This is a genomic window from Roseicyclus salinarum, assembly GCF_029624655.1.
Lineage (GTDB): Bacteria > Pseudomonadota > Alphaproteobacteria > Rhodobacterales > Rhodobacteraceae > Roseibacterium > Roseibacterium salinarum.
In genome coordinates, this window is the sequence record NZ_JARRSA010000005.1 from 89,120 (window position 1) to 108,588 (window position 19,469).

The 19,469-nt window shown below is 68.8% G+C and carries 17 protein-coding genes; 8 read left to right on the top strand and 9 right to left on the bottom strand.

Features of this window, described 5'->3' with window-relative positions:
• Positions 1–71 precede the first annotated feature (71 nt).
• From P6F26_RS04700 to P6F26_RS04710, 3 genes are read right to left on the bottom strand one after another with little or no spacing between them, the layout of a single operon-like run.
• Positions 72–491 (bottom strand): PaaI family thioesterase, encoded by a 420-nt coding sequence (locus tag P6F26_RS04700; RefSeq protein ID WP_278027492.1) that lies wholly within the window; start codon positions 489–491, stop codon positions 72–74.
• Positions 478–1,497 carry a phosphotransferase family protein gene (locus tag P6F26_RS04705; protein WP_278027493.1) on the bottom strand — a complete coding sequence of 340 codons (1,020 nt, stop codon included), beginning with the start codon at positions 1,495–1,497 and terminating at the stop codon, positions 478–480. The genes P6F26_RS04700 and P6F26_RS04705 overlap by 14 nt, the downstream gene beginning before the upstream one ends.
• The gene (locus tag P6F26_RS04710; RefSeq protein WP_278027494.1) at positions 1,494–2,729 is read right to left on the bottom strand and encodes an acyl-CoA dehydrogenase family protein; all 1,236 of its coding nucleotides are present in this window, start codon (positions 2,727–2,729) and stop codon (positions 1,494–1,496) included. The genes P6F26_RS04705 and P6F26_RS04710 overlap by 4 nt, the downstream gene beginning before the upstream one ends.
• 124 nt (positions 2,730–2,853) lie before the next feature.
• Between P6F26_RS04710 and P6F26_RS04715 the strand changes: the two genes are divergently transcribed.
• Genes P6F26_RS04715 through P6F26_RS04725 form a run of 3 tightly spaced genes read left to right on the top strand, consistent with a single transcriptional unit; the run spans position 2,854 to position 6,366 of the window.
• Positions 2,854–4,068, top strand: a complete 1,215-nt coding sequence (locus P6F26_RS04715) for an acyl-CoA dehydrogenase (RefSeq protein WP_278027495.1) — start codon at positions 2,854–2,856, stop codon at positions 4,066–4,068.
• Positions 4,069–4,111: 43 nt separating this feature from the next.
• Positions 4,112–5,299, top strand: a complete 1,188-nt coding sequence (locus tag P6F26_RS04720) for an acyl-CoA dehydrogenase family protein (protein ID WP_278027496.1) — start codon at positions 4,112–4,114, stop codon at positions 5,297–5,299.
• Positions 5,296–6,366: an acyl-CoA dehydrogenase family protein gene (locus P6F26_RS04725; protein ID WP_278027497.1), complete on the top strand. Its 1,071-nt coding sequence runs from the start codon at positions 5,296–5,298 to the stop codon at positions 6,364–6,366. Before P6F26_RS04720 ends, P6F26_RS04725 begins: the two co-directional genes overlap by 4 nt.
• Here P6F26_RS04725 and choV read toward each other — a convergent pair whose 3' ends face one another.
• From choV to choX, 3 genes are all read right to left on the bottom strand, one after another.
• A complete protein-coding gene (choV, locus tag P6F26_RS04730) occupies positions 6,367–7,467 on the bottom strand; it encodes a choline ABC transporter ATP-binding protein (RefSeq protein ID WP_278027498.1) in 1,101 nt (366 codons plus the stop codon).
• Complete coding sequence (gene choW / locus P6F26_RS04735) at positions 7,464–8,417, bottom strand: choline ABC transporter permease subunit (RefSeq protein WP_278027499.1); 954 nt, start codon at positions 8,415–8,417, stop codon at positions 7,464–7,466. The genes choV and choW overlap by 4 nt, the downstream gene beginning before the upstream one ends.
• A 74-nt stretch (positions 8,418–8,491) precedes the next feature.
• The gene (gene choX / locus P6F26_RS04740; RefSeq protein ID WP_278027500.1) at positions 8,492–9,421 is read right to left on the bottom strand and encodes a choline ABC transporter substrate-binding protein; all 930 of its coding nucleotides are present in this window, start codon (positions 9,419–9,421) and stop codon (positions 8,492–8,494) included.
• Positions 9,422–9,560: 139 nt separating this feature from the next.
• On the opposite strand from choX, the gene betI reads away from it, so the two are divergent.
• The 4 genes from betI (at position 9,561) to betA (ending at position 14,878) form a co-directional block, all read left to right on the top strand.
• The gene (gene betI / locus P6F26_RS04745) at positions 9,561–10,142 is read left to right on the top strand and encodes a choline-binding transcriptional repressor BetI (RefSeq protein WP_278027501.1); all 582 of its coding nucleotides are present in this window, start codon (positions 9,561–9,563) and stop codon (positions 10,140–10,142) included.
• Positions 10,139–11,647, top strand: coding sequence for a choline-sulfatase (gene betC / locus P6F26_RS04750; RefSeq protein WP_278027502.1), 1,509 nt, complete (start codon positions 10,139–10,141; stop codon positions 11,645–11,647). The genes betI and betC overlap by 4 nt, the downstream gene beginning before the upstream one ends.
• Positions 11,644–13,101, top strand: a complete 1,458-nt coding sequence (betB, locus tag P6F26_RS04755) for a betaine-aldehyde dehydrogenase (protein ID WP_278027503.1) — start codon at positions 11,644–11,646, stop codon at positions 13,099–13,101. The genes betC and betB overlap by 4 nt, the downstream gene beginning before the upstream one ends.
• 103 nt (positions 13,102–13,204) lie before the next feature.
• Entirely contained in the window at positions 13,205–14,878 is a 1,674-nt protein-coding gene (gene betA, locus P6F26_RS04760) for a choline dehydrogenase (RefSeq protein WP_278027504.1), read from the top strand.
• Between the two features lie 3 nt (positions 14,879–14,881).
• Here the strand turns inward: betA and P6F26_RS04765 are convergent, their stop codons facing one another.
• From P6F26_RS04765 to P6F26_RS04775, 3 genes are read right to left on the bottom strand one after another with little or no spacing between them, the layout of a single operon-like run.
• Positions 14,882–16,108, bottom strand: coding sequence for a vWA domain-containing protein (locus tag P6F26_RS04765; RefSeq protein WP_278027505.1), 1,227 nt, complete (start codon positions 16,106–16,108; stop codon positions 14,882–14,884).
• 10 nt (positions 16,109–16,118) lie between these two features.
• Positions 16,119–17,222 carry an AAA family ATPase gene (locus tag P6F26_RS04770; protein ID WP_278027506.1) on the bottom strand — a complete coding sequence of 368 codons (1,104 nt, stop codon included), beginning with the start codon at positions 17,220–17,222 and terminating at the stop codon, positions 16,119–16,121.
• A gap of 4 nt (positions 17,223–17,226) precedes the next feature.
• Entirely contained in the window at positions 17,227–17,940 is a 714-nt protein-coding gene (locus P6F26_RS04775) for a hypothetical protein (RefSeq protein WP_278027507.1), read from the bottom strand.
• A 126-nt stretch (positions 17,941–18,066) separates the two neighbouring features.
• On the opposite strand from P6F26_RS04775, the gene P6F26_RS04780 reads away from it, so the two are divergent.
• Positions 18,067–19,446 carry a phosphohexomutase domain-containing protein gene (locus P6F26_RS04780; RefSeq protein ID WP_278027508.1) on the top strand — a complete coding sequence of 460 codons (1,380 nt, stop codon included), beginning with the start codon at positions 18,067–18,069 and terminating at the stop codon, positions 19,444–19,446.
• Positions 19,447–19,469 lie beyond the last annotated feature (23 nt).

A 19,469-nucleotide genomic window follows, 5' to 3' on the forward strand; every position in this document is an offset into this window, starting at 1 on the left:
CCGCGCGTTCGTGTGCGGCGCAAGCAAACGTCATCGCGGCGCCGGCATCAAGCGCGACGGGCGCGGGCGCCTCAGGTTTTCGCGTCCGCGGCGCGATAGCGGAACACGCCGGTCGCGGTGGCCACACGATGCCCGGTCTCGTCCGACAGCGTGGCCGACGCGAAGAAGGTCGAGCGGCCGCCGCCCATCCGTGTCGCATCGGCAATAAGCCGCATCCCCCTGACCTGGCTTATGTAGTTCACCGTCAAGGACAGGGTCAGGGCCGTCACGCGCCGCGAGGGGTCGCCCGTGAAACAGCCCGAGAACCCCATCGCGGTGTCAAGCAGCGTGGCGTGGACGCCGCCGTGGACCAGCCCCTGCCGATTGGAAAGACCGGGGCGGACGGGAAGCTCGACCCGGGCCCGCCCCTCGCCCCACCCCGTCAGCTCGAAGCCGAGCAGCGTCTGGAGGGCATAGGCCTCTTCCCGGAGTGCTGGATCAAGAGCCTCCATCGAGCGCCTCCAAGCCAGCCTCGGCATAGAGCGGCACGAGCGCGCCGAGTTGCAGACCCCGTGCGGGGTCGGACGCGTTGCCGTCCAGCGCGCGTTTCTTCACGCCCTGCAGGATCGCGGCCATCCGGAAGAAGCAGAAGGCGACGCAGACCTCGAAATCCGGTATTCCCGTCAAACCCATGTGTTCGCAATAGAGCGCCACGAACGCCTCGTCGGCGATCAGTCCCTCGGCCTCGCGGTCGACACCCCTCAGGCCCCGGCCCTGCGCGCCCGGCGGCATCCGCCACTGCATGACGACCGACGCAAGGTCAGCGAAGGGGTGGCCAAGGGTGGACAATTCCCAGTCGAGGACGGCGGCGATGCGCGGCGCCTCCGGCGCGAAAAGCAGGTTGTCGATGCGATAATCGCCGTGGACGAGCGTCACGCGGCCGTCATCGTGCGGACAGGCCGCGTCGAGCGCGGCCACCAGGCGGTCCATCGCCGCCACGCGCTCCGTCTCGGTCGCGCGGTACTGGCCCGACCACCTGTCGATCTGGCGCCGGAAGTAGCCCCCGCGCGGACCGAAGTCGCCAAGGCCCACTTCCACCGGATCGACCGAATGGATCGCCGCAAGAACGCGCCCCATCTCCTTGATGTACAAATGCCTTTCCGGGACGGGGATCGACGGCAGTCGCGGATCGTCAAACGAGCGACCCGCGACGCGCTCCATGACGTAGAACTCCGACCCGATGACGGCTGCATCGTCGCAATAGGCGATCATGCGCGCGACGGGCACACTCGTGCCGGCGAGCGCGGCCTGCACACGGTATTCCCGATCGACCGCATGCGCCGACTTCAAAAGCGTCCCCGAGGGCTTCCGGCGCAGGACGAGCGGCGCGCCCTCCGTCTCCAGGAGGTAGGTCGGGTTGGACTGCCCGCCCGGATACTTGGTCGCGCGAACAACGGTTTGCGCCCCGCCGTTGCAAGCGCGCAGCCAGTCCGAGACCGCGTCGAGGTCCAGGCTCATGGTGCTGTGTTGGTGTATTTGCGCAGTTCCGCGCGCGCCACCTGCCGACGATGCACGGCGTCCGGGCCGTCTGCGAACCGCAGCGTGCGCAGGTCGGCCCAGATCGCCGCGAGGGGCGTGTCCTGGCTGATCCCGGTGGCGCCGTGCATCTGCATGGCCTCGTCCACGACCCTCAACGCCATGAGCGGCGCCTGCACCTTGATCTTGGAAATCCAGGGCTGGGCGGCGCGGACGCCGGCGGTGTCCATCATCCACGCCGCCTTCAGGCACAGAAGCCGGGTCATCTCGATGTCGATGCGCGCGTTCGCGACGATGTCGTGGTTCGCGCCCAGCTCGGCCAGCGGCCGGCCGAAGGCGCTGCGGGACAGGGCCCTGCGGCACATCAGTTCCAACGCGAATTCGGCACGACCGATGGCGCGCATGCAGTGGTGGATACGCCCGGGCCCGAGCCTGCCCTGCGCCACCTCGAAGCCACGCCCCTCGCCGAGGACGACCGCCTCGGCCGGCACGCGCACGTCGCGGAAACGGATGTGCATGTGGCCATGCGGCGCATCGTCGTGGCCGAAGACCTGCATGGGGCGTAGTACCTCGATCCCGTCGCTGTCGGCGGGCACGAGGAGCATCGTGTGGCGCGCGTGCCGCGCCGCCTCGGGGTCGGTGCAAGCCATCACGATGTAGAGACCGCAGCGCGGGTCGCCCGCCCCCGTCGCCCAGTATTTCTCGCCGTTCAGGACGTAGGCGTCGCCCTTCCGCCGGCACTCCAGCGCGATCTGCGTGGCGTCGGACGAGGCCACGCCGGGCTCGGTCATGAGGTAGGCCGAGCGCGTCTCGCCGTCCATCAGCCCGGGAAGCCAACGTTCCTTCTGGACCTTCGTGCCGTAGCGCTCGAGCACTTCCATGTTGCCGGTGTCGGGGGCGTTGCAGTTGAAGGCCTCGGGCGCGATCGAGACCGCCCCCATCTCCTCGGCAAGGTAGGCGTATTCGACGGTGCTGAGGCCGAAGCCGTTCGCGCTGTCGGTCAGCCAGAAATTCCACAGGCCGCGCGCCTTCGCCGTCGACTTTAGGTCCCGAAGGATCTGGATTTGCCGCTCGGTCATGGCGAACCGGTCGCCCGACGGGTGACGCCCGACCTCGCGGTGGTATTCGGCGTCGAGCGGCGCGATCTCGTCGCGGACCATCTGCCGCACCGCCTCGACCAGCGGTCGCACCCGCTCCGTCATTCCTAGATCCATTGAAAACCTCCCCTGCGGCCGGGATGGACGCTAGACGGCGCTCGGCGGCCCTGCAAGCGCCCCCTCTGTTGAAGCCGTCGCGCAGCTGCTATGTCTGGGGAGAAGTTGGAAGGGAGTTCCCGACATGCCTGACGGTCAGAGCCGCACCACCGGACCCTCGCTTGCCCCGTTCGATTGGGCAGATCCGTTTCACCTCGACCACCAGCTGGACGAGGACGAGCGCATGATCGCCCAAAGCGCGCGAAGCTTCGCCGAAGCCGAGCTCGCGCCGCGGGTGAAGGACGCCTATCTCGACGAGAAGGTCGAACCCGAAGTCTTTGGCCTGATGGGCGAAATGGGACTTCTGGGCGTGACGATCCCTGAGGAGTACGGCGGGCTCGGTGCGGGCTATGTCACCTACGGCCTTGTCGCGCGCGAGATCGAGCGCGTCGACTCGGGCTACCGCTCGATGATGAGCGTGCAGTCCTCTCTCGTGATGTATCCCATCAATGCCTACGGCTCGGAAGCGCAGCGGGAGAAGTACCTGCCGGGCCTCGCGAAGGGCGCGCTGATCGGCTGCTTCGGGCTGACCGAGCCCGATGCCGGCAGCGACCCGGCCGGCATGAAGACGGTCGCGCGGAAGGTGGAGGGCGGCTACGTCCTGAACGGCTCGAAGATGTGGATCTCGAACGCGCCCATCGCCGATGTCTTCGTGGTCTGGGCCAAGTCCGAGGCGCATGGCGGAAAGATCCGGGGCTTCATCCTCGAGAAGGGGATGAAGGGGCTTTCGGCGCCGAAGATCGGCGGCAAGCTCAGCCTGCGGGCCTCGGTCACGGGCGAGATCGTCATGGACGGCGTCGAGGTCGGCGAAGACGCGCTTCTGCCCAACGTCGAGGGGCTGAAAGGGCCCTTCGGCTGCCTCAACCGTGCGCGCTACGGGATCAGCTGGGGCGTCATGGGCGCCGCCGAGGATTGCTGGCACCGGGCCCGGCAATACGGGCTCGACCGGGTGCAGTTCAACCGCCCGCTGGCCCAGACACAGCTGTTCCAGAAGAAGCTGGCCGACATGCAGACGGAGATCGCGCTGGGGCTGCAAGGGGCGCTCCGCGCGGGGCGGATGCTTGACGAGGGCACCTGCGCGCCAGAGGTCATCTCGTTGATGAAACGGAACAATTGCGGCAAGGCTTTGGACATCGCGCGGGCCGCGCGCGACATGCACGGCGGCAACGGCATCATGGCCGAGTACCACGTCATGCGTCACGCGCAGAACCTCGAGACGGTGAACACCTACGAGGGCACGCACGATGTCCACGCGCTGATCCTCGGCCGCGCGCAGACAGGGCTTCAGGCGTTCTTCTGAGCGCCGCCGCGGCCGCGACGTCCCCAAGGCGGAGGGATACGACATGGACCTGACCTATTCGCCCAGGGAACGCGCCTTTCAGGAGGAGGTGCGGCGTTTCCTAGACGAGAACCTGCCCACCGACCTCTCCGAAAAGGTGCAGGCCCGCAAGGACCTCTCCAAGGCGGACATGGAGCGCTGGCACGCGATCCTGAACCGACGCGGCTGGCTCGCCGGGGCGTGGCCCGAGGAATTCGGCGGACAGGGCTGGGGCCCGGTGGAACGCCACATCTTCGAGGAGGAATGTTGCCGCGCCGGGGCGCCACGCATCGTTCCTTTCGGGGTCAGCATGTTGGGGCCCGTTCTCGTCGCCTTCGGCACGGCGGCGCAACAGTCGGAATTCCTGCCCCGCATCCTCGACGGCCGCGACTGGTGGTGCCAGGGCTATTCCGAGCCGGGCGCGGGCTCGGACCTTGCCAGCCTGAAGACGCGGGCCCTGCGTGACGGCGCGCATTACGTCGTGAACGGCCAGAAGACATGGACGACGCTTGGCCAGCACGCCAACCGCATCTTCTGCCTCGTGCGGACAGCATCCGAGGGCAAGCCGCAGGAGGGGATCTCGTTCCTCCTGGTCGACCTCGACACGCCCGGCATCGAGATGCGGCCGATCCGCCTGATCGAGGGTGGCTACGAGGTGAACGAGGTCTTCTTCACAGACGTCAGGGTGCCTGTGGAAAACCTCGTCGGCAAGGAGAACGAGGGCTGGACCATCGCGAAGTTCCTGCTCGGCCACGAGCGGACGAACATCGCTGGCGTCGGCTTCTCGATCCACGCACTGGAGCAGGTGAAGGACCTGGCGCGCAAGGTCATGCGAGGCGGCAAGCCGCTTATCCAGAACACGCTTTTCGCCGCGCGGCTGGCCGAGGTCGAAGCCGAGCTGGAGGCGATGAAGATCACCAACCTGCGGATGCTCGCGCGCGCGGCGCAAGGTGGACGGCTTTCGAGCGAGCCGTCGATGGTGAAGATCAAGGGCACGGTGATCCGGCAGGCGATCAACGACCTTGCGCGCCGCGCGCTGGGACCCGCGGCGGCGCCGTTCCCGTCCGAGGAGCTTGAAGGCAACCTTGCGATCGCGCCCGAAGGCCATGCGCGCAACGCCGCGAGCTACTTCAACAACCGCAAGATCTCGATCTATGGCGGATCGAACGAGATCCAGCGCAACATCCTTGCCAAGGGATTGATGTCGCGATGAATTTCGAGATGACGGATGACCGGCGGATGCTGGCCGAGACGCTTCGGCGGTATCTGGCCGACAGCTACGGTTTCGCGCATCGCACGAAGGTCGCCTACGAAGCGCCGTTCCACGATCCCGCGGCATGGACCGGCCTTGCGGAGTTGGGCGTCCTTTACGCCTTTGTCGCGGAGGACGCGGGCGGAATGGGCGGTGGCGGCTTCGACGTCGCGGTCGTGTTCGAGGAACTGGGCCGTGCGCTCTGCCCCGAGCCGGTGCTTCCGGCGCTCATGGCCCTGAGGCTTCTGACGCTGGCGGGCGTGGCTGTCGACGGCGTCCTTTTGGGCGGCGTGCGGTATGCGGTCGCCATCGGCGAGACGGACGCGCCCTACGACCTCGACGAAATCGCCTCGGAGGCGGTCGAGGAGGACGGGCTGTGGACAGTTTCGGGCCGAAAGACGGTTGTCTACGGCGCGGGCGCGGCCGACCGGATTCTGGTGGCCGCAAGGGCCCGCGACGGGCTTGCCGTCTTCGATGTCGAGGCCGCGGCGGCCGAGATCACGGCCTACGGCATGATCGACGGCGGCCCGGCAGGCGAGGTGATGCTGGACGCGGCGCCGGCACTGCGACTGCCACTGGACGCAGGCGCCGTTGCAGAGGCGCTCGACCTGGCCGCGCTCGCGCTTTCGGCCGAGGCGCTCGGGGCGATGGAGGCCGCGTTCGCGATGCTGGTGGAGTATCTTGGCACCCGCAGGCAGTTCGGCCAGCCGATCGGCGCGTTCCAGGCGCTTCAGCACCGCACGGTGGACCTGCAGATCGAGATCGAACAGGCGCGCTCGGCCGTCATTTCCGCCGCAGCCGCAGCGGACGGGCCCGAGCGATCGCACCGAGCGAGCCAGGCCAAGCACCTTGTGGGGCGCATCGCCCGACAAGTGGCCGAGGAGGCGATCCAGATGCATGGCGGCATCGCGATGACATGGGACTACCCGGTCAGCCACTACGCCAAGCGGCTGGTCATGATCGACCACCAGTTCGGCGACAGCGACCATCACCTCGAGCGGCTGATCGCGCGTCTTCAGGAGGGCTGATCAGCCGCCCCTGACGAGCCCGTCGAAGAACCCCGACCCGTCGTCGCCGCCGTCCCCGTCATCGCCGTGCTCTGCGTTTCCGGCGCACAGGCGGGCCACGATGCTTTCCGTCGTCACCACGCCGATCACCGCGCCGTCCCTCTGCACGACGACGCGGGGCGCGCCGGCGGCGAGGATCTCCATCAGTTCGCGCACCGGCGCCTCGGTGTCGCAGCGCGGGCCCAGCGTGCCGGGCTTGCCCGCCCCGGCCAGCATCACGTCCTGCGCGGTCAGCACGCCGAGGGGGTTCATGTTGGCGACGAACTCCGCGACGTAATCGCTTGCGGGATCCGAGAATATGTCACGCGGCGTGCCGAGCTGGACGATGCGCCCGCCCTCCATGATCGCGATGCGGTTGCCGATCTTGAACGCCTCGTCAAGGTCGTGACTGACGAAGATGATCGTGCGTTTGAGGTCGCGCTGAAGGTCCAGAAGCTCGTCCTGCAGCTTGGTGCGGATCAGGGGGTCGAGCGCCGAGAAGGGCTCGTCCATCAACAGGATCGGCGCGTCGGTGGCGAAGGCGCGTGCAAGGCCGACGCGCTGCTGCATCCCCCCCGACAGCTCGCCCACGCGGCGGTCGGCCCAATCCGACAGGCCCACGAGGTCCAGCTGTTGCACGACGCGCGCGTTCCGCTCGGCCGCCGATGCCCCCGAAAGCTCGAGGCCGAACCCCACGTTCTCGCGCACCGTCCGCCAGGGCAGCAGGCCGAATTGCTGGAAGACCATGGCCACGCGCGTCTGCCGGATGTGCCGCAGGACCCGCTGCGGGGCGTGCGTGACGTCGATCATCCGGTCGCCGACCGAGACCTCGACCGACCCGCGCGCCACGGGGTTGAGGCCGTTGACCGCACGCAGGAGGGTCGACTTGCCCGATCCCGACAGACCCATGAGCACGAGGATCTCGCCCTCCTCGACCTCGAGCGAGCAGTCGTGGACCCCCAGCACATTGGTGGTCGCGGCCTGGATTTCGGCGCGCGTGGCGCCCTCGTCGGCCATGGAAAGCGCCTGCGCGGGCTGCGGGCCGAACGTGATGCAGACCTCGTTGAATCGCACCGCGGTCATTTCGACGGCACCCTCAGAAGACGGTCGAGCAAGATGGCGACGACCACGATGATCAGCCCGGCCTCGAAGCCGAGGCCCGTGTTCACCTGGTTGAGCGCGCGCACCACCGGGACGCCGAGGCCCGAGGCGCCGACCAGCGCCGCGATCACCACCATCGACAGCGACAGCATGATCGTCTGGTTGAGGCCCGCCATGATCTGAGGCAGCGCCGAGGGGAATTCCACCTTCCAGAGCTTCTGGCGCGGCGTCGCGCCGAAGGCGTCCGCCGCCTCCATCAGCGCCCGCGGCGTGGAGGATATGCCAAGGTGCGTCAGCCGGATCGGCGCGGGCAGGACGAAGATCACCGTCGCGATCAGGCCAGGGACCATGCCGATGCCGAAAAAGACGATCGCGGGGATGAGATAGACGAAGGTCGGCAGCGTCTGCATCAGGTCGAGGACGGGCCGCATCCAAGCATAGAGGCGCGGCCGGTGCGCGGCGGCGATCCCCACCGGAACGCCGATCCCCATGCACACCACGCAGGCCGCGAGCACCAGCGTGAGGCTTTCGGTCGTCTCGTCCCAGTAATCCTGGTTGATGATGAACAGGAGGCCCACGGCGATCAGGGCCGGCATCCGCCAGTTGCGGTGCAGCCACCATGCCAGAAGCGCGAAAAGCGCCGTGATCAGGATCGGGTGCCACGCCTCGGGATAGAGATAGGTGATCTCGGACCGCCGCAGGTCCTGGAACCATCCTGTGTTGGGCGGGCTCTGCAACACGGCGAGGATCGCCTCGATCAGCACCTCGAGCGCGGCGGACATTGCGTCGAAGACACCGGACAGGTTGTCCTGAAGCCAGTCGAAGCCCGCCTCGGCCGCGTCGCCCACGCGCAGCTTGCACTCCGACAGGACAGCGAGCGGCCCGCCCTCGTCCGGCAGGCCCTCGTCACACTCCGTCAGCCAGTTCAGCATCGCTCAGGTCCCCACGTGAAGACGGGCGGCGCGTGGTACGTCACCGCCCGTCTCCCCCTTGGCTCGGTCGCCGCTCAGAGGCCGAGCGCTTCGGACACGGCCGCGCGGGCATCGCCGCCGTCGACCGTCGTCACGCCCTCGAGCCACCCCATAACCACTTCGGGGTTCTGCGCCATCCACGCCGTCGCGGCATCGCGGGGATCCTCGCCGTCGTTCAGGATCGCGCCCATGATCTCGTTCTCCATCGCGAGGCTGAATTCGAGATTCTCGAGGAAGGCGCCGAGGTTCGGGCATTCCTCGACGAAGCCCGCGCGGGTGTTCGTGTAGACGGTGGCCCCGCCGAGGTCCGGCCCGAACCAGTCGTCGCCGCCCGTAAGGTAGGTCAGCTCGAAGTTGGCGTTCATCGGGTGCGGCTCCCAGCCGAGGAAGACCACCGGCTCGCCGCGGTCGCTCGCGCGCTCGACCTGCGCCAGCATCCCCTGCTCCGAGCTTTCGACCACCTCGAACTCCGCGTCGCCGAGCGCGAAGGCGTTCTGGTCGATCATGTCCATGATCAGGCGGTTGCCGTCGTTGCCCGGCTCGATGCCGTAGATCTCGCGCTCCAGCGCGCCGGCGTTCGCGGCGATGTCGGAGAAGTCCGTGATGCCGAGCGCGGCGCCCGCGGCGTTGGTGGCGAGGGTGTATTTCGCGCCCTCGAGGTTGGCGCGGACCGTGTCCACGGTTCCCGCATCGCGATAGGGGGCGATGTCGGCCTCCATCGTCGGCATCCAGTTGCCGAGGAACACGTCCACGTCGCCCTCGGCCAGCGAGGTGTAGGTCACGGGCACCGACAGGACCAGCGTCTCGGTCTCGTAGCCGAGCGCGTCGAGCACGACGGTCGTGGCTGCGGTCGTCGCGGTGATGTCGGTCCAGCCGACGTCGGAAAAGGTCACGGATTCGCACTGCGCAAAGGCCGAACCCGCGCCCAGTGCCGTGAGAGCCGTCGCTGTCAGCAGGCGTTTCATGAGTGTCTCCCTTCGGATTTTTTCGGTTCGTTGGTCTGCGCATAGTTTCAACACCCCTCCGCCGCGGTGGCAAGCGCTCATCCCTGTTGATTGACGGATCAATCAAGTTATGAGAGCCATGCGTGACGGAGGACCTGGCATGTCGGAACGCAGAACGGAAAGCCTGAGGCGCGAGGAACTGGTCGAGGCGGCGATCCTGGAGATCGGCGCGACCGGAAGCCTCGACGTCACCGTGGGGCAGATCGCACGGCGCGCGGGCGTGTCGCCGGCGCTGGCGTTCCACTACTTCGGCGGCAAGGACAGGCTGTTTCTTGCCGCGATGCGCGCGATCCTGTCGCTTTACGGCGCGGAGGTGCGCGGCGCGCTGATGACGGCGACGGGGCCGAAGGAACGGCTCGCCGCCCTCGTCCGCGCCAGTTTCGGCCCCTCGAACTTCCGGCGCGAGGTCGTAGCTGCATGGCTGAACTTCTACGTCCTCGCCGCCACGGACCCTGCCGCGCGCCGTCTTCTGACGGTCTACCAGCGCCGGCTGCGCTCGAACCTCGTGCACGAACTGCGCCCCCTCGCGGACGCGCGCGCGCCCGGCATCGCCGAGCGCGTCGCGGGACTGATCGACGGGCTTTACCTGCGCGCCGCGCTCGACCCTGACGCAATGACCGCGGGGACCGCGACGGCCCACGTTCTCGCCGCCCTCGACCACGAGACTGGAGCGCGGGCATGACGCGTCCCAACATCCTGATCTTGATGGTGGATCAGCTGAACGGGACGCTGTTCCCCGACGGCCCGGCGGACTGGCTGCACACCCCCGCGCTGAAGGCGCTGGCCGAACGCTCGACCCGTTTCGCGAACGCCTACACCGCCTCGCCGCTCTGCGCGCCGGCGCGGGCGAGCTTCATGTCGGGGCGCCTGCCCTCGCGGACGCAGGTCTACGACAACGCGGCCGAGTTCGCCTCGGACATCCCCACCTTCGCCCATCACCTGCGGCGCGCGGGCTACCAGACCTGCCTTTCGGGCAAGATGCATTTCGTGGGCCCCGACCAGCTTCACGGGTTCGAACAGCGCCTGACGACCGACATCTACCCCGCCGATTTCGGCTGGACGCCCGATTACCGCAGACCCGGCGAGCGGATCGACTGGTGGTATCACAACATGGGCAGCGTGACCGGCGCGGGCGTGGCCGAGATCACCAACCAGATGGAATACGACGACGAGGTCGCCTTCAACGCCGAGCAGAAGCTCTATGACCTCGCGCGCGGCCGGGACGAACGCCCCTGGTGCCTGACGGTCAGCTTCACCCATCCCCACGATCCCTATGTGGCGCGCCGAAAATTCTGGGACCTGTATCGCGATTGCAAGCACTTGCATCCTGATGTTGATGCTTTGGACGAGGACCGCCACGATCCGCATTCGCAGCGCATCTTCGACGCGAACGACTGGCGCAGCTACGACATCACCCCGGACCACGTCGCCAGCGCCCGCCGTGCCTATTTCGCCAACATCTCCTATATCGACCAGAAGATCGCGAGCCTTCTCGACGTGATGGAGCGCACCGGGCAGGAGGCCATCGTCGTCTTCGTCTCCGACCACGGGGACATGCTGGGCGAGCGCGGCCTGTGGTTCAAGATGAGCTTCTACGAAGGCGCCGCGCGGGTGCCGCTGATGATCTCGGCGCCGGGGATGGCCCCTGGACGGATCGAGGCCCCGGTCTCGACACTGGACCTCTGCCCGACGCTCTGCGATCTGGCCGGTGTCTCGATGGACGAGGTGATGCCGTGGACCGATGGCGAAACCCTCGTGCCGCTCGCAGGGGGCAGGCGCCGCGAAAGCCCCGTCGCGATGGAATACGCCGCCGAGGCCAGCATCTCGCCGATGATCGCGCTGCGGGCCGGTCGCTGGAAATACACCAACTGCGCGCTCGACCCCGAACAACTTTTCGACCTGGAGGCCGATCCGCACGAGATGCACGACCTCGCAGGCGAGCCCGGCCACGTCGCGACACTGGAGCGTTTCCGCGTCATGGCCGCCGCCCGCTGGGACCTCGAGGCCTTCGACGCCGAGGTGCGGGACAGCCAGGCGCGGCGCCTGACCGTCTACGAGGCGCTGCGCAACGGAGCCTATTTCCCTTGGGATTTCCAGCCGTTGCGAGACGCCTCGGACCGCTACATGCGCAATCACATGGACCTGAACGTGCTGGAAGACAGCCAGCGCTTCCCAAGGGGAGAATGACGATGAACCTGCAGCCGAAAGCCAGCCATTTCGTGAACGGCGAGGCGCACGAGGATGCCGGCGGCGCCGTCATTCCGCTGATCTGTCCCGCCACCGGCGCGCGGCTGGGACAGGTCCATGGCGCGACGCCCGGGGTGATCGAGGCCGCGCTCGCCTCCGCCGAAGCGGCGCAGCGCGACTGGGCCTCGCGGACGGGAACGGAGCGCGGGCGCGTCCTGACGCGCGCGGCGCAGATCATCCGCGCGCGCAACCGTGAGCTCTCGGAGATCGAGACGATGGACACCGGCAAGCCGATGTCCGAGACGCTGGTGGCCGACGCGGCGAGCGGGGCCGACTGCCTCGAGTATTTCGGCGGCATGGCCGGCACGCTAACAGGCGAGGCGGTCGAGCTGGGCGGCGACTTCGCCTACACGATCCGCGAGCCGCTGGGCGTGTGCGTGGGCATCGGGGCGTGGAACTACCCGATCCAGATCGCCTGCTGGAAGGCCGCGCCGGCGCTTGCCTGCGGCAACGCGATGGTGTTCAAACCATCAGAGGAAACGCCGCTAAGCGCCCTGAAACTCGCGGAAATCCTGATCGAGGCCGGCGCGCCTCCGGGCCTTTTCAACGTGATCCAGGGCGGTGGCGAGGTCGGCGCGGCGCTGGTGGCGGACGACCGCGTCTCCAAGGTCTCGCTCACGGGGTCCGTGCCCACGGGCCGCAAGGTCTACGAAGCCGCGGCCGCGGGGCTGAAGCACGTCACGATGGAGCTTGGCGGCAAGTCGCCCCTGATCGTCTTTGACGACGCCGACGTGGAAGACGCGGTGAGCGCCGCGATCAACGCCAATTTCTACTCCACAGGGCAGATCTGCTCGAACGGCACGCGGGTCTTCGTGCAGGACGGCGTCCGTGACGCCTTTCTGTCGCGCCTCGCCGAGCGGACGGCCGGGGCCGTGATCGGCGACCCGATGGACGAGGCCACGCATATCGGCCCCATGGTGTCGGAAGGACAGCGCGCCATCGTCCTGAATTACATCGAGAAAGGCCTGTCCGAAGGCGCGCGGCTGGTCGCCGGCGGCGGCGTGCCGCCAGGACCCGGATGGTTCATAGAGCCCACGGTCTTCGCGGAGGTCACCGACACGATGACGATCGCGCGCGAGGAAATCTTCGGTCCCGTGATGTCGGTCCTTGGCTTCGCGGACGAGGCCGAGGTCGTGGAGCGCGCGAACGCGACCGAGTTCGGTCTTTCCGCCGGCGTCTTCACACGCGACATCGCCCGCGCACACCGCGTGGTGCGCGCGCTCCGTGCGGGCACCTGCTGGATCAACCAGTACAACCTGACGCCCATCGAGATGCCCTTCGGCGGGGTGAAGGCCAGCGGCATCGGGCGCGAGAACGCGCGCGCCGCGATCGAGGCCTACAGCCAGCCGAAATCCGTCTATGTCGGGCTTGGCCGCGTGGAGGCGCCCTTTTGATGAGCGATAGAGTTATCCACATGTGGACAAGGCGAATAAGCCCTTCGCCCGAATGGCTTGCGGCCAAGTGCTGCGGATGCCTTCCCGTTCGGAGGGTATGCTGATGGAGGCCGATCACGTCATCCTCGGCGCGGGTTCCGCAGGCTGCGCAATGGCCTTCCGGCTGGCCGAGGCGGGCAGGTCCGTCATCGTGATCGAGCATGGAGGGACCGACGCGGGCCCCTTCATCAAGATGCCCGGCGCGTTGTCCTACCCGATGAACATGAAACGGTACGACTGGGGCTACACGACCGAACCCGAGCCCCACATGGGCGGCCGGCGGATGGCCTGCCCGCGCGGCAAGGTGATCGGCGGATCGTCCTCGATCAACGGCATGATCTATGTCCGGGGCCACGCCCGCGACTTCGACACCTGGGCGGAAATGGGGGCCGACGGCTGGGCCCACGCCGACGTCCTGCCCTACTTCCGGCGCATGGAGCACTGGCACGGCGAGACCGGCGACCCGGACTGGCGCGGTGACGGCGGCCCGCTCCATGTCACGCGCGGCGAGCGGAAGAACCCGCTCTTCAAGGCCTTCGTCGAGGCCGGCGCCGCCGCGGGCTACGGCGCCACGGAGGACTACAACGGCGAGCGTCAGGAAGGCTTCGGCGCCTTCGAGCGCACGATCTGGCAGGGCCGCAGATGGTCCGCCGCCGACGCCTATCTCAAGCCCGCCATCGCGACGGGCCGGGTGCGCGTGGTGCGCGGCCTCGCCGATCGCGTCGAGATCTCGGACGGCCGCGCGACGGGCATTCGCCTCACGAATGGGCGGGTCGTTCGCGCGCGCGGCGACGTGATCCTGGCCGCCGGTGCGATCAATTCTCCGAAAATTCTAATGCTCAGTGGAATAGGCCCTGCCAGGCACCTGGTGGAAAAGGGAATTCCCGTGGTGGCCGACCGGCCCGGCGTGGGGCGCAACCTTCAGGATCACCTCGAGATCTACGTCCAGTACGCCTCGAAGGAACCCGTCAGCCTGAACCCCTACTGGAGCATCTGGGGCAAGGCCTGGGTGGGCGCGCAATGGATGCTGTCGCGGCGTGGCCTCGGCGCGTCGAACCAGTTCGAGGCGTGCGGGTTCATCCGCTCGCGCGCGGGCATCGAATGGCCCGACATCCAGTTCCACTTCCTGCCCATCGCCGTGCGCTACGACGGCGCGGCGGCGGCGGCGGCGCATGGCTTTCAGGCGCATGTCGGGCCGATGCGCTCGAAAAGCCGGGGGCGCGTGGAGCTGACCGGCCCCGATCCGGCCGCGCCGCCCTCGATCCTGTTCAACTACATGAGCCACGAGGAGGACTGGATGGAGTTCCGCCGCGCCATCCGCCTCACGCGCGAGATCTTCCGGCAGGAGCCGATGCAGCGCTTCGCCGGCGTCGAACTTCTGCCCGGGGACGCCGCCCGGGACGACGACGCCATCGACGCCGCGATCCGCGAACATGCCGAAAGCGCCTATCACCCCTGCGGCACCTGCCGCATGGGCCGACGCGACGACCCGATGGCCGTCGTCGATGCACAGGCGCGCGTGATCGGGGTCGAGGGGCTTCGGCTGGCCGACGCCTCGATCTTTCCGCAGATCACCAACGGAAACACCAACGCCCCGTCGATCATGGTGGGCGAGAAGGCGGCCGACCACATCCTCGGCCGCGATCCCCTGCCCCGCGACAACCGCCAGGCTTGGATCGCGCCCGACTGGGAAAGCGCCCAGCGCGAAGGCGCGGCGCGCGCGGGCGAGAGCGTCTGAGCCTCAGGCCTCGCCGATCCTGAGGAGGCGTCCGAAGGGCGGCTCGTCCAGCGGATGACGGCCCGGAACGGCCCAGAGGACAGGGCATGCCGGGGCAGGTCCGAAGGGCGCGTCTAGATCCGTCAGGACGACGGCGATGGACGGCGACAGGCGCGCGGCCTGGGCGAGGACCGGCGCGAAATCGGTGCCGCCCCCGGTGCGCAGCACCATGTCCCGCAGGCCGTTCCACGCCGCGGCCTCGAGACGGCGCGCCTCGTGCACCTCGGCGTCGAAGGCCAGAAGATGCGCCTCGGCGCCGGTGCGCCGGACGATCCCCCCGGTCTCGGCAAGGAACATCTCGAGGGTCAGCGGGTCGATGGAACTCGACGTGTCGAGGCAGATCGCGATGCGCGGGCGCTCCGACTGGCGGGCCTGCCCCGGCTGGAACGCGGGCTCGGGGCCGCCGCGCGCCTGCGCGTGCGACAGCATCGCGGCCCAGCGCGCCGATGGCCTGCGATGCGAGGGCCGGGGACGGTCCGTCAGCGCGCGGGCAAGGAGCCCGCGAAGCACCACCTCCCACGCCGTCGCGGTCGGCGCCATGTCGGCCAGGATCGCGCCGAGCCGGCCGATCCCCGCGCCGGCCTTCCGCCCCGCCTCGAGCGCGCGGAGCATCTGGTTGCGCCAATCCGCCGTCTTCTGGCGCTCGCCCGCCTCGTCCGGCTCTCCAAGGCTCAGATCCTGCGCGTAACCGCGCGTGGCGCCCCACTCGCGCGCCTTTTCCGCGATCCGCGGGTCGGAATGCAGCAGCATCGCCAGCCGGTCGGCGTCCCAGTCGGCCAAGGCGGCGACGGGCGACTTCGCAGGGCGGCCGATCTCCTGCAACAGATCGCTCAGCGTCACGGCCGGGCGCAGCAGGGCATGGCCGGCCAACAGGAGCGTGTCGTTGATGATGCCGTCCGCGGCTAGCCCGTAGAGCGAGGCGTCGAAACGCGCGCCGATGCGCTCCGCGATGGCGGCCTGCCGGTCGGCATGGCGCAGGGCGACATGCAGGACGTGATGCGCGGCAAGTCCGACCTGCTCGGGCAGGCCGAGCGTCGCGAAGCCCGGACCATACACCACCGTATTGCCTTGCGTGCGCGTCGCGCCGTCGCCGTCGCGGTGTCCGCACCAAAGCGCGAGAATGGCGAGCGCCGGGTCGGCCTCGCCCAGATGCGCGAGGGCGCGCGCGGCGCGGGTCGCATGGCGGCTCAAGGCGCCGGCCTCACAGGCCCGCGGCCTCCCGCTCGCGGGCATATTCGGCATAGGCGTCGGACCGGGCGAACGCCTCCTGCCATCCCTTCTCGAGCGCGCGGCCTATCAGGAGCTCGAAACCGAAGCTCGCCAGCTCCGAAAGCGGCAGGGCGCGGTGCGCGGGCCCCTCGAGGCGGCGCATGTCGGCAAGGATCTCGATCCCCGCAGGCAGCGTCACCGCATCGACCGCGCCGGTCAGCCCGTAGACCAGCGCGGTCAGGCCGTGGAGCGTGGCGGGATACATGGCTGTCCGGTCGCCGCGCGGGGCGTGGAGCATCTCGGCCACCCGCACCGAGGCCTCGATCTCGTCGGCGATCAGCGCGAACTCGGCGGCGGCCGCCTCGCCCACAGTGCCCGCGATCATGACCTGACGCGCGGCGCGGTCCGGCACGGAGCGCATGATGGCGCTGACGCGGGTCCAGCTGCGCGGCGTGCAGGCGATGGCATGGCCGCGGCGCAACGCCTCCTCCGTCGTTTCGAGGAGGTCGGGACGCGCGCGCAGGAACGCGGCGACGGCGGGATGGATGCCCGCGCCCGGCGCATAGGACCTGAGCCAGTCCGCGGCGTCGGCCTGAACGATGACGTGCACAAGCCGGTCGGACAGGGCGGTGCCCATCTCGTAGGCGATGGCGCCATCTTCCACGGTATTGCCGGCCGCCACGATGAAGACGCTCTCGGGCAGCCGGTGGCGGCCGACGCGGCGCTCCTGCAGAAGACCATACACCGTAGGCTGGAGCGTCGGCGCGGCGGCGGTCAGCTCGTCGAGGAACAGGATCGCGGGCCGCGCAGGGTCGTCCGGCAGATCCTCGGGCCGGTACCAGACGGTGCGGCCCGTGGCATGGTCGTAGAACGGGAGGCCGCGCAGGTCCTGCGGCTCGATCGTGGTCAGGCGCAGGTCGAACAGCTCGGCCCCCTTGCGCGCTGCCAGCGTCTGCACCAGTTCCGTCTTGCCGACGCCGGGCCGGCCGTGAAGCATCCAGCTCGTCGTCAGGCCGCCCGCCTGCTGCGCCGCCCAGCCGTGCTCGAGCACACGCAGCGCCTCGCCGGCGGAGATCGCGCTTGCATTGACTGCCATCCCCTCAGGCCCCCGCCGCTTCCGCGTCCGCCTGACGCTCGTCTTGACGTTCGAGCCATGCGGCAAGGCGGGAATGGGCCGAGACGCTCCGGCTTTCGATGCGCACCTCGCGGATCGCCGTGTCGTCGCGAAGGTTCGCGGCGTGCAGCATCCGTTCGGTCAGCTCGTCGTCGAACAGCGTCTCGTGCAGGATCGCCCGCTCCGCCGCGTCGAGGTCGAGGACATGCGGCTCGGGCGTCGCGCTCTGAACGGAGACCAGCGTCAGGGGCGCCACGCGGGCCAGTTCGGACTGCTCCAGCACCAGCGTGATCTCGCCCTCCGACATCTCGCGGCGCGCCGCGATCCGGCGCAGGGCCCCGCGGGCCCGGAAGGCGAAGGCGTCCACGCGCCGCGCGGCCTCGTCCTCCGAGACCAGCCGCTCCCGGCCCGCCTTCGACAGCCGCAGCACCTTCAGCTCGATCACCGCGATGACGACCAGCATCGCAAGCGGCGCCTGCGTCACCGGAAGCGCGAGGTCATAGGACATGAAGGGAATGATCATGAACGGGATCAGAGCCGCCATGTATCGCACGAACTGCATCTCCACGACGAAGCGCGCCCAAAGGCCGATCCCGGCCCCGCGGGGCACCAGTTGGACGCGGCCGAGAAACTTCTTCGGAAGGGACCGTGTCTCGAGGACACCGGCATTGGCGATCGTATCGGGCGCGACGACCAGCATGGCCTCTCCGGAAATTGAGCGTGGCGCACAGCCTAGCGCAAAGCGCGGCGAGGCCAAGCGCCCCGGGTGGAACGGCCGCGGCGGATCGGGTAGACATCAAACGACCGAACAAAGCCCGGAGATCCCATGGACGCCCTCGCCCACCCCCTGACCTGCTTCAAGGCCTACGACATCCGCGGGCGTCTCGGCGACGAGTTGAACGCCGACATCGCCTACCGCGTCGGCCGCGCCTTCGCCGAGGTGATGAAGGCCCGCCGCGTCGTCATCGGCCGCGACGTGCGGCCCTCCTCCGAGGACCTGGCCGGCGCCGTCGCGCGGGGGCTGATGGATGCGGGGGCCGAGGTTCTGGACCTCGGGCTATCGGGCACCGAGGAGACCTACTTCGCCGTGACGCATCTGGGTGCGGACGGCGGCATCTGCGTGACCGCCTCGCACAACCCGATGGACTACAACGGCATGAAGATGGTCCAGGCGGGCTCGGCCCCCATCGGCAACGAAAGCGGCATGGCCGCGATCAAGGCGCTGGCCGAAAGCGGCGCCTTCGCCGCGGACGCCCCCGGCGGCAAGCTGACCGACGCCTCGGGGACGCGGCCCGCCTATGTCGCCAAGCTGATGGACTTCGTCGACGTCTCGGCGCTGAAGCCCATGACGGTGCTGGTGAACGCGGGCAACGGGGCGGCCGGCCCGACCTTCGACGCCATCGCCGAGGCGCTGGAGAAGGCCGGAGCCCCGCTGACCTTCATCCGCGTCGATCACGAGCCCGACGGCAGCTTCCCCAACGGCATCCCGAACCCGCTTCTCGACGAGAACCAGCCCAAGACCGCCGGCCCCGTGGTCGAGCATGGCGCCGATGTCGGCGTCGCATGGGACGGCGATTTCGACCGCTGCTTCTTCTTCGACCACGAGGGCGGCTTCGTGCCCGGAGAATATGTCGTGGGCCTTCTGGCCGAAGCCTTCCTCGCCAAGGAACCGGGCGAGAAGATCGTGCACGACCCCCGCATCATCTGGTCGACCCGCGAGGTCGTGGCCGCGATGGGCGGCGAGGCGATCCAGTCGAAATGCGGCCACAGCCACATCAAGCAGGTCATGCGCGACACCGGCGCCGTCTATGGCGGCGAGATGTCGGCGCATCACTATTTCCGGGACTTCATGGCCTGCGATTCGGGCATGATCCCGTGGCTGCTCATGGTCGAGCTGATCTGCCGCCGCGGCGAGAGCCTCAAGGACATCCTCGCCGAGCGGCGCGCGAACTACCCCTCCTCGGGCGAAGTGAATTTCCGCGTCGGCGACCAGAAGGCCGTGATCGACCGGATCGAGGCGGAATACGCCCCCAGGGCGCAAGGCCGCGACGAGACCGACGGGCTGTCCCTCGACTTCGGGGACTGGCGCTTCAACCTGCGCGCCTCCAACACCGAGCCGCTGCTGCGCCTGAACATCGAGGCGCGCGGCAAGCCCGACCTTGTGCGCGAGAAACTCGCCGAGATGCGGGCCCTGATCGAGGCCTGAGGCAGGCCACTGGACACCGCCAC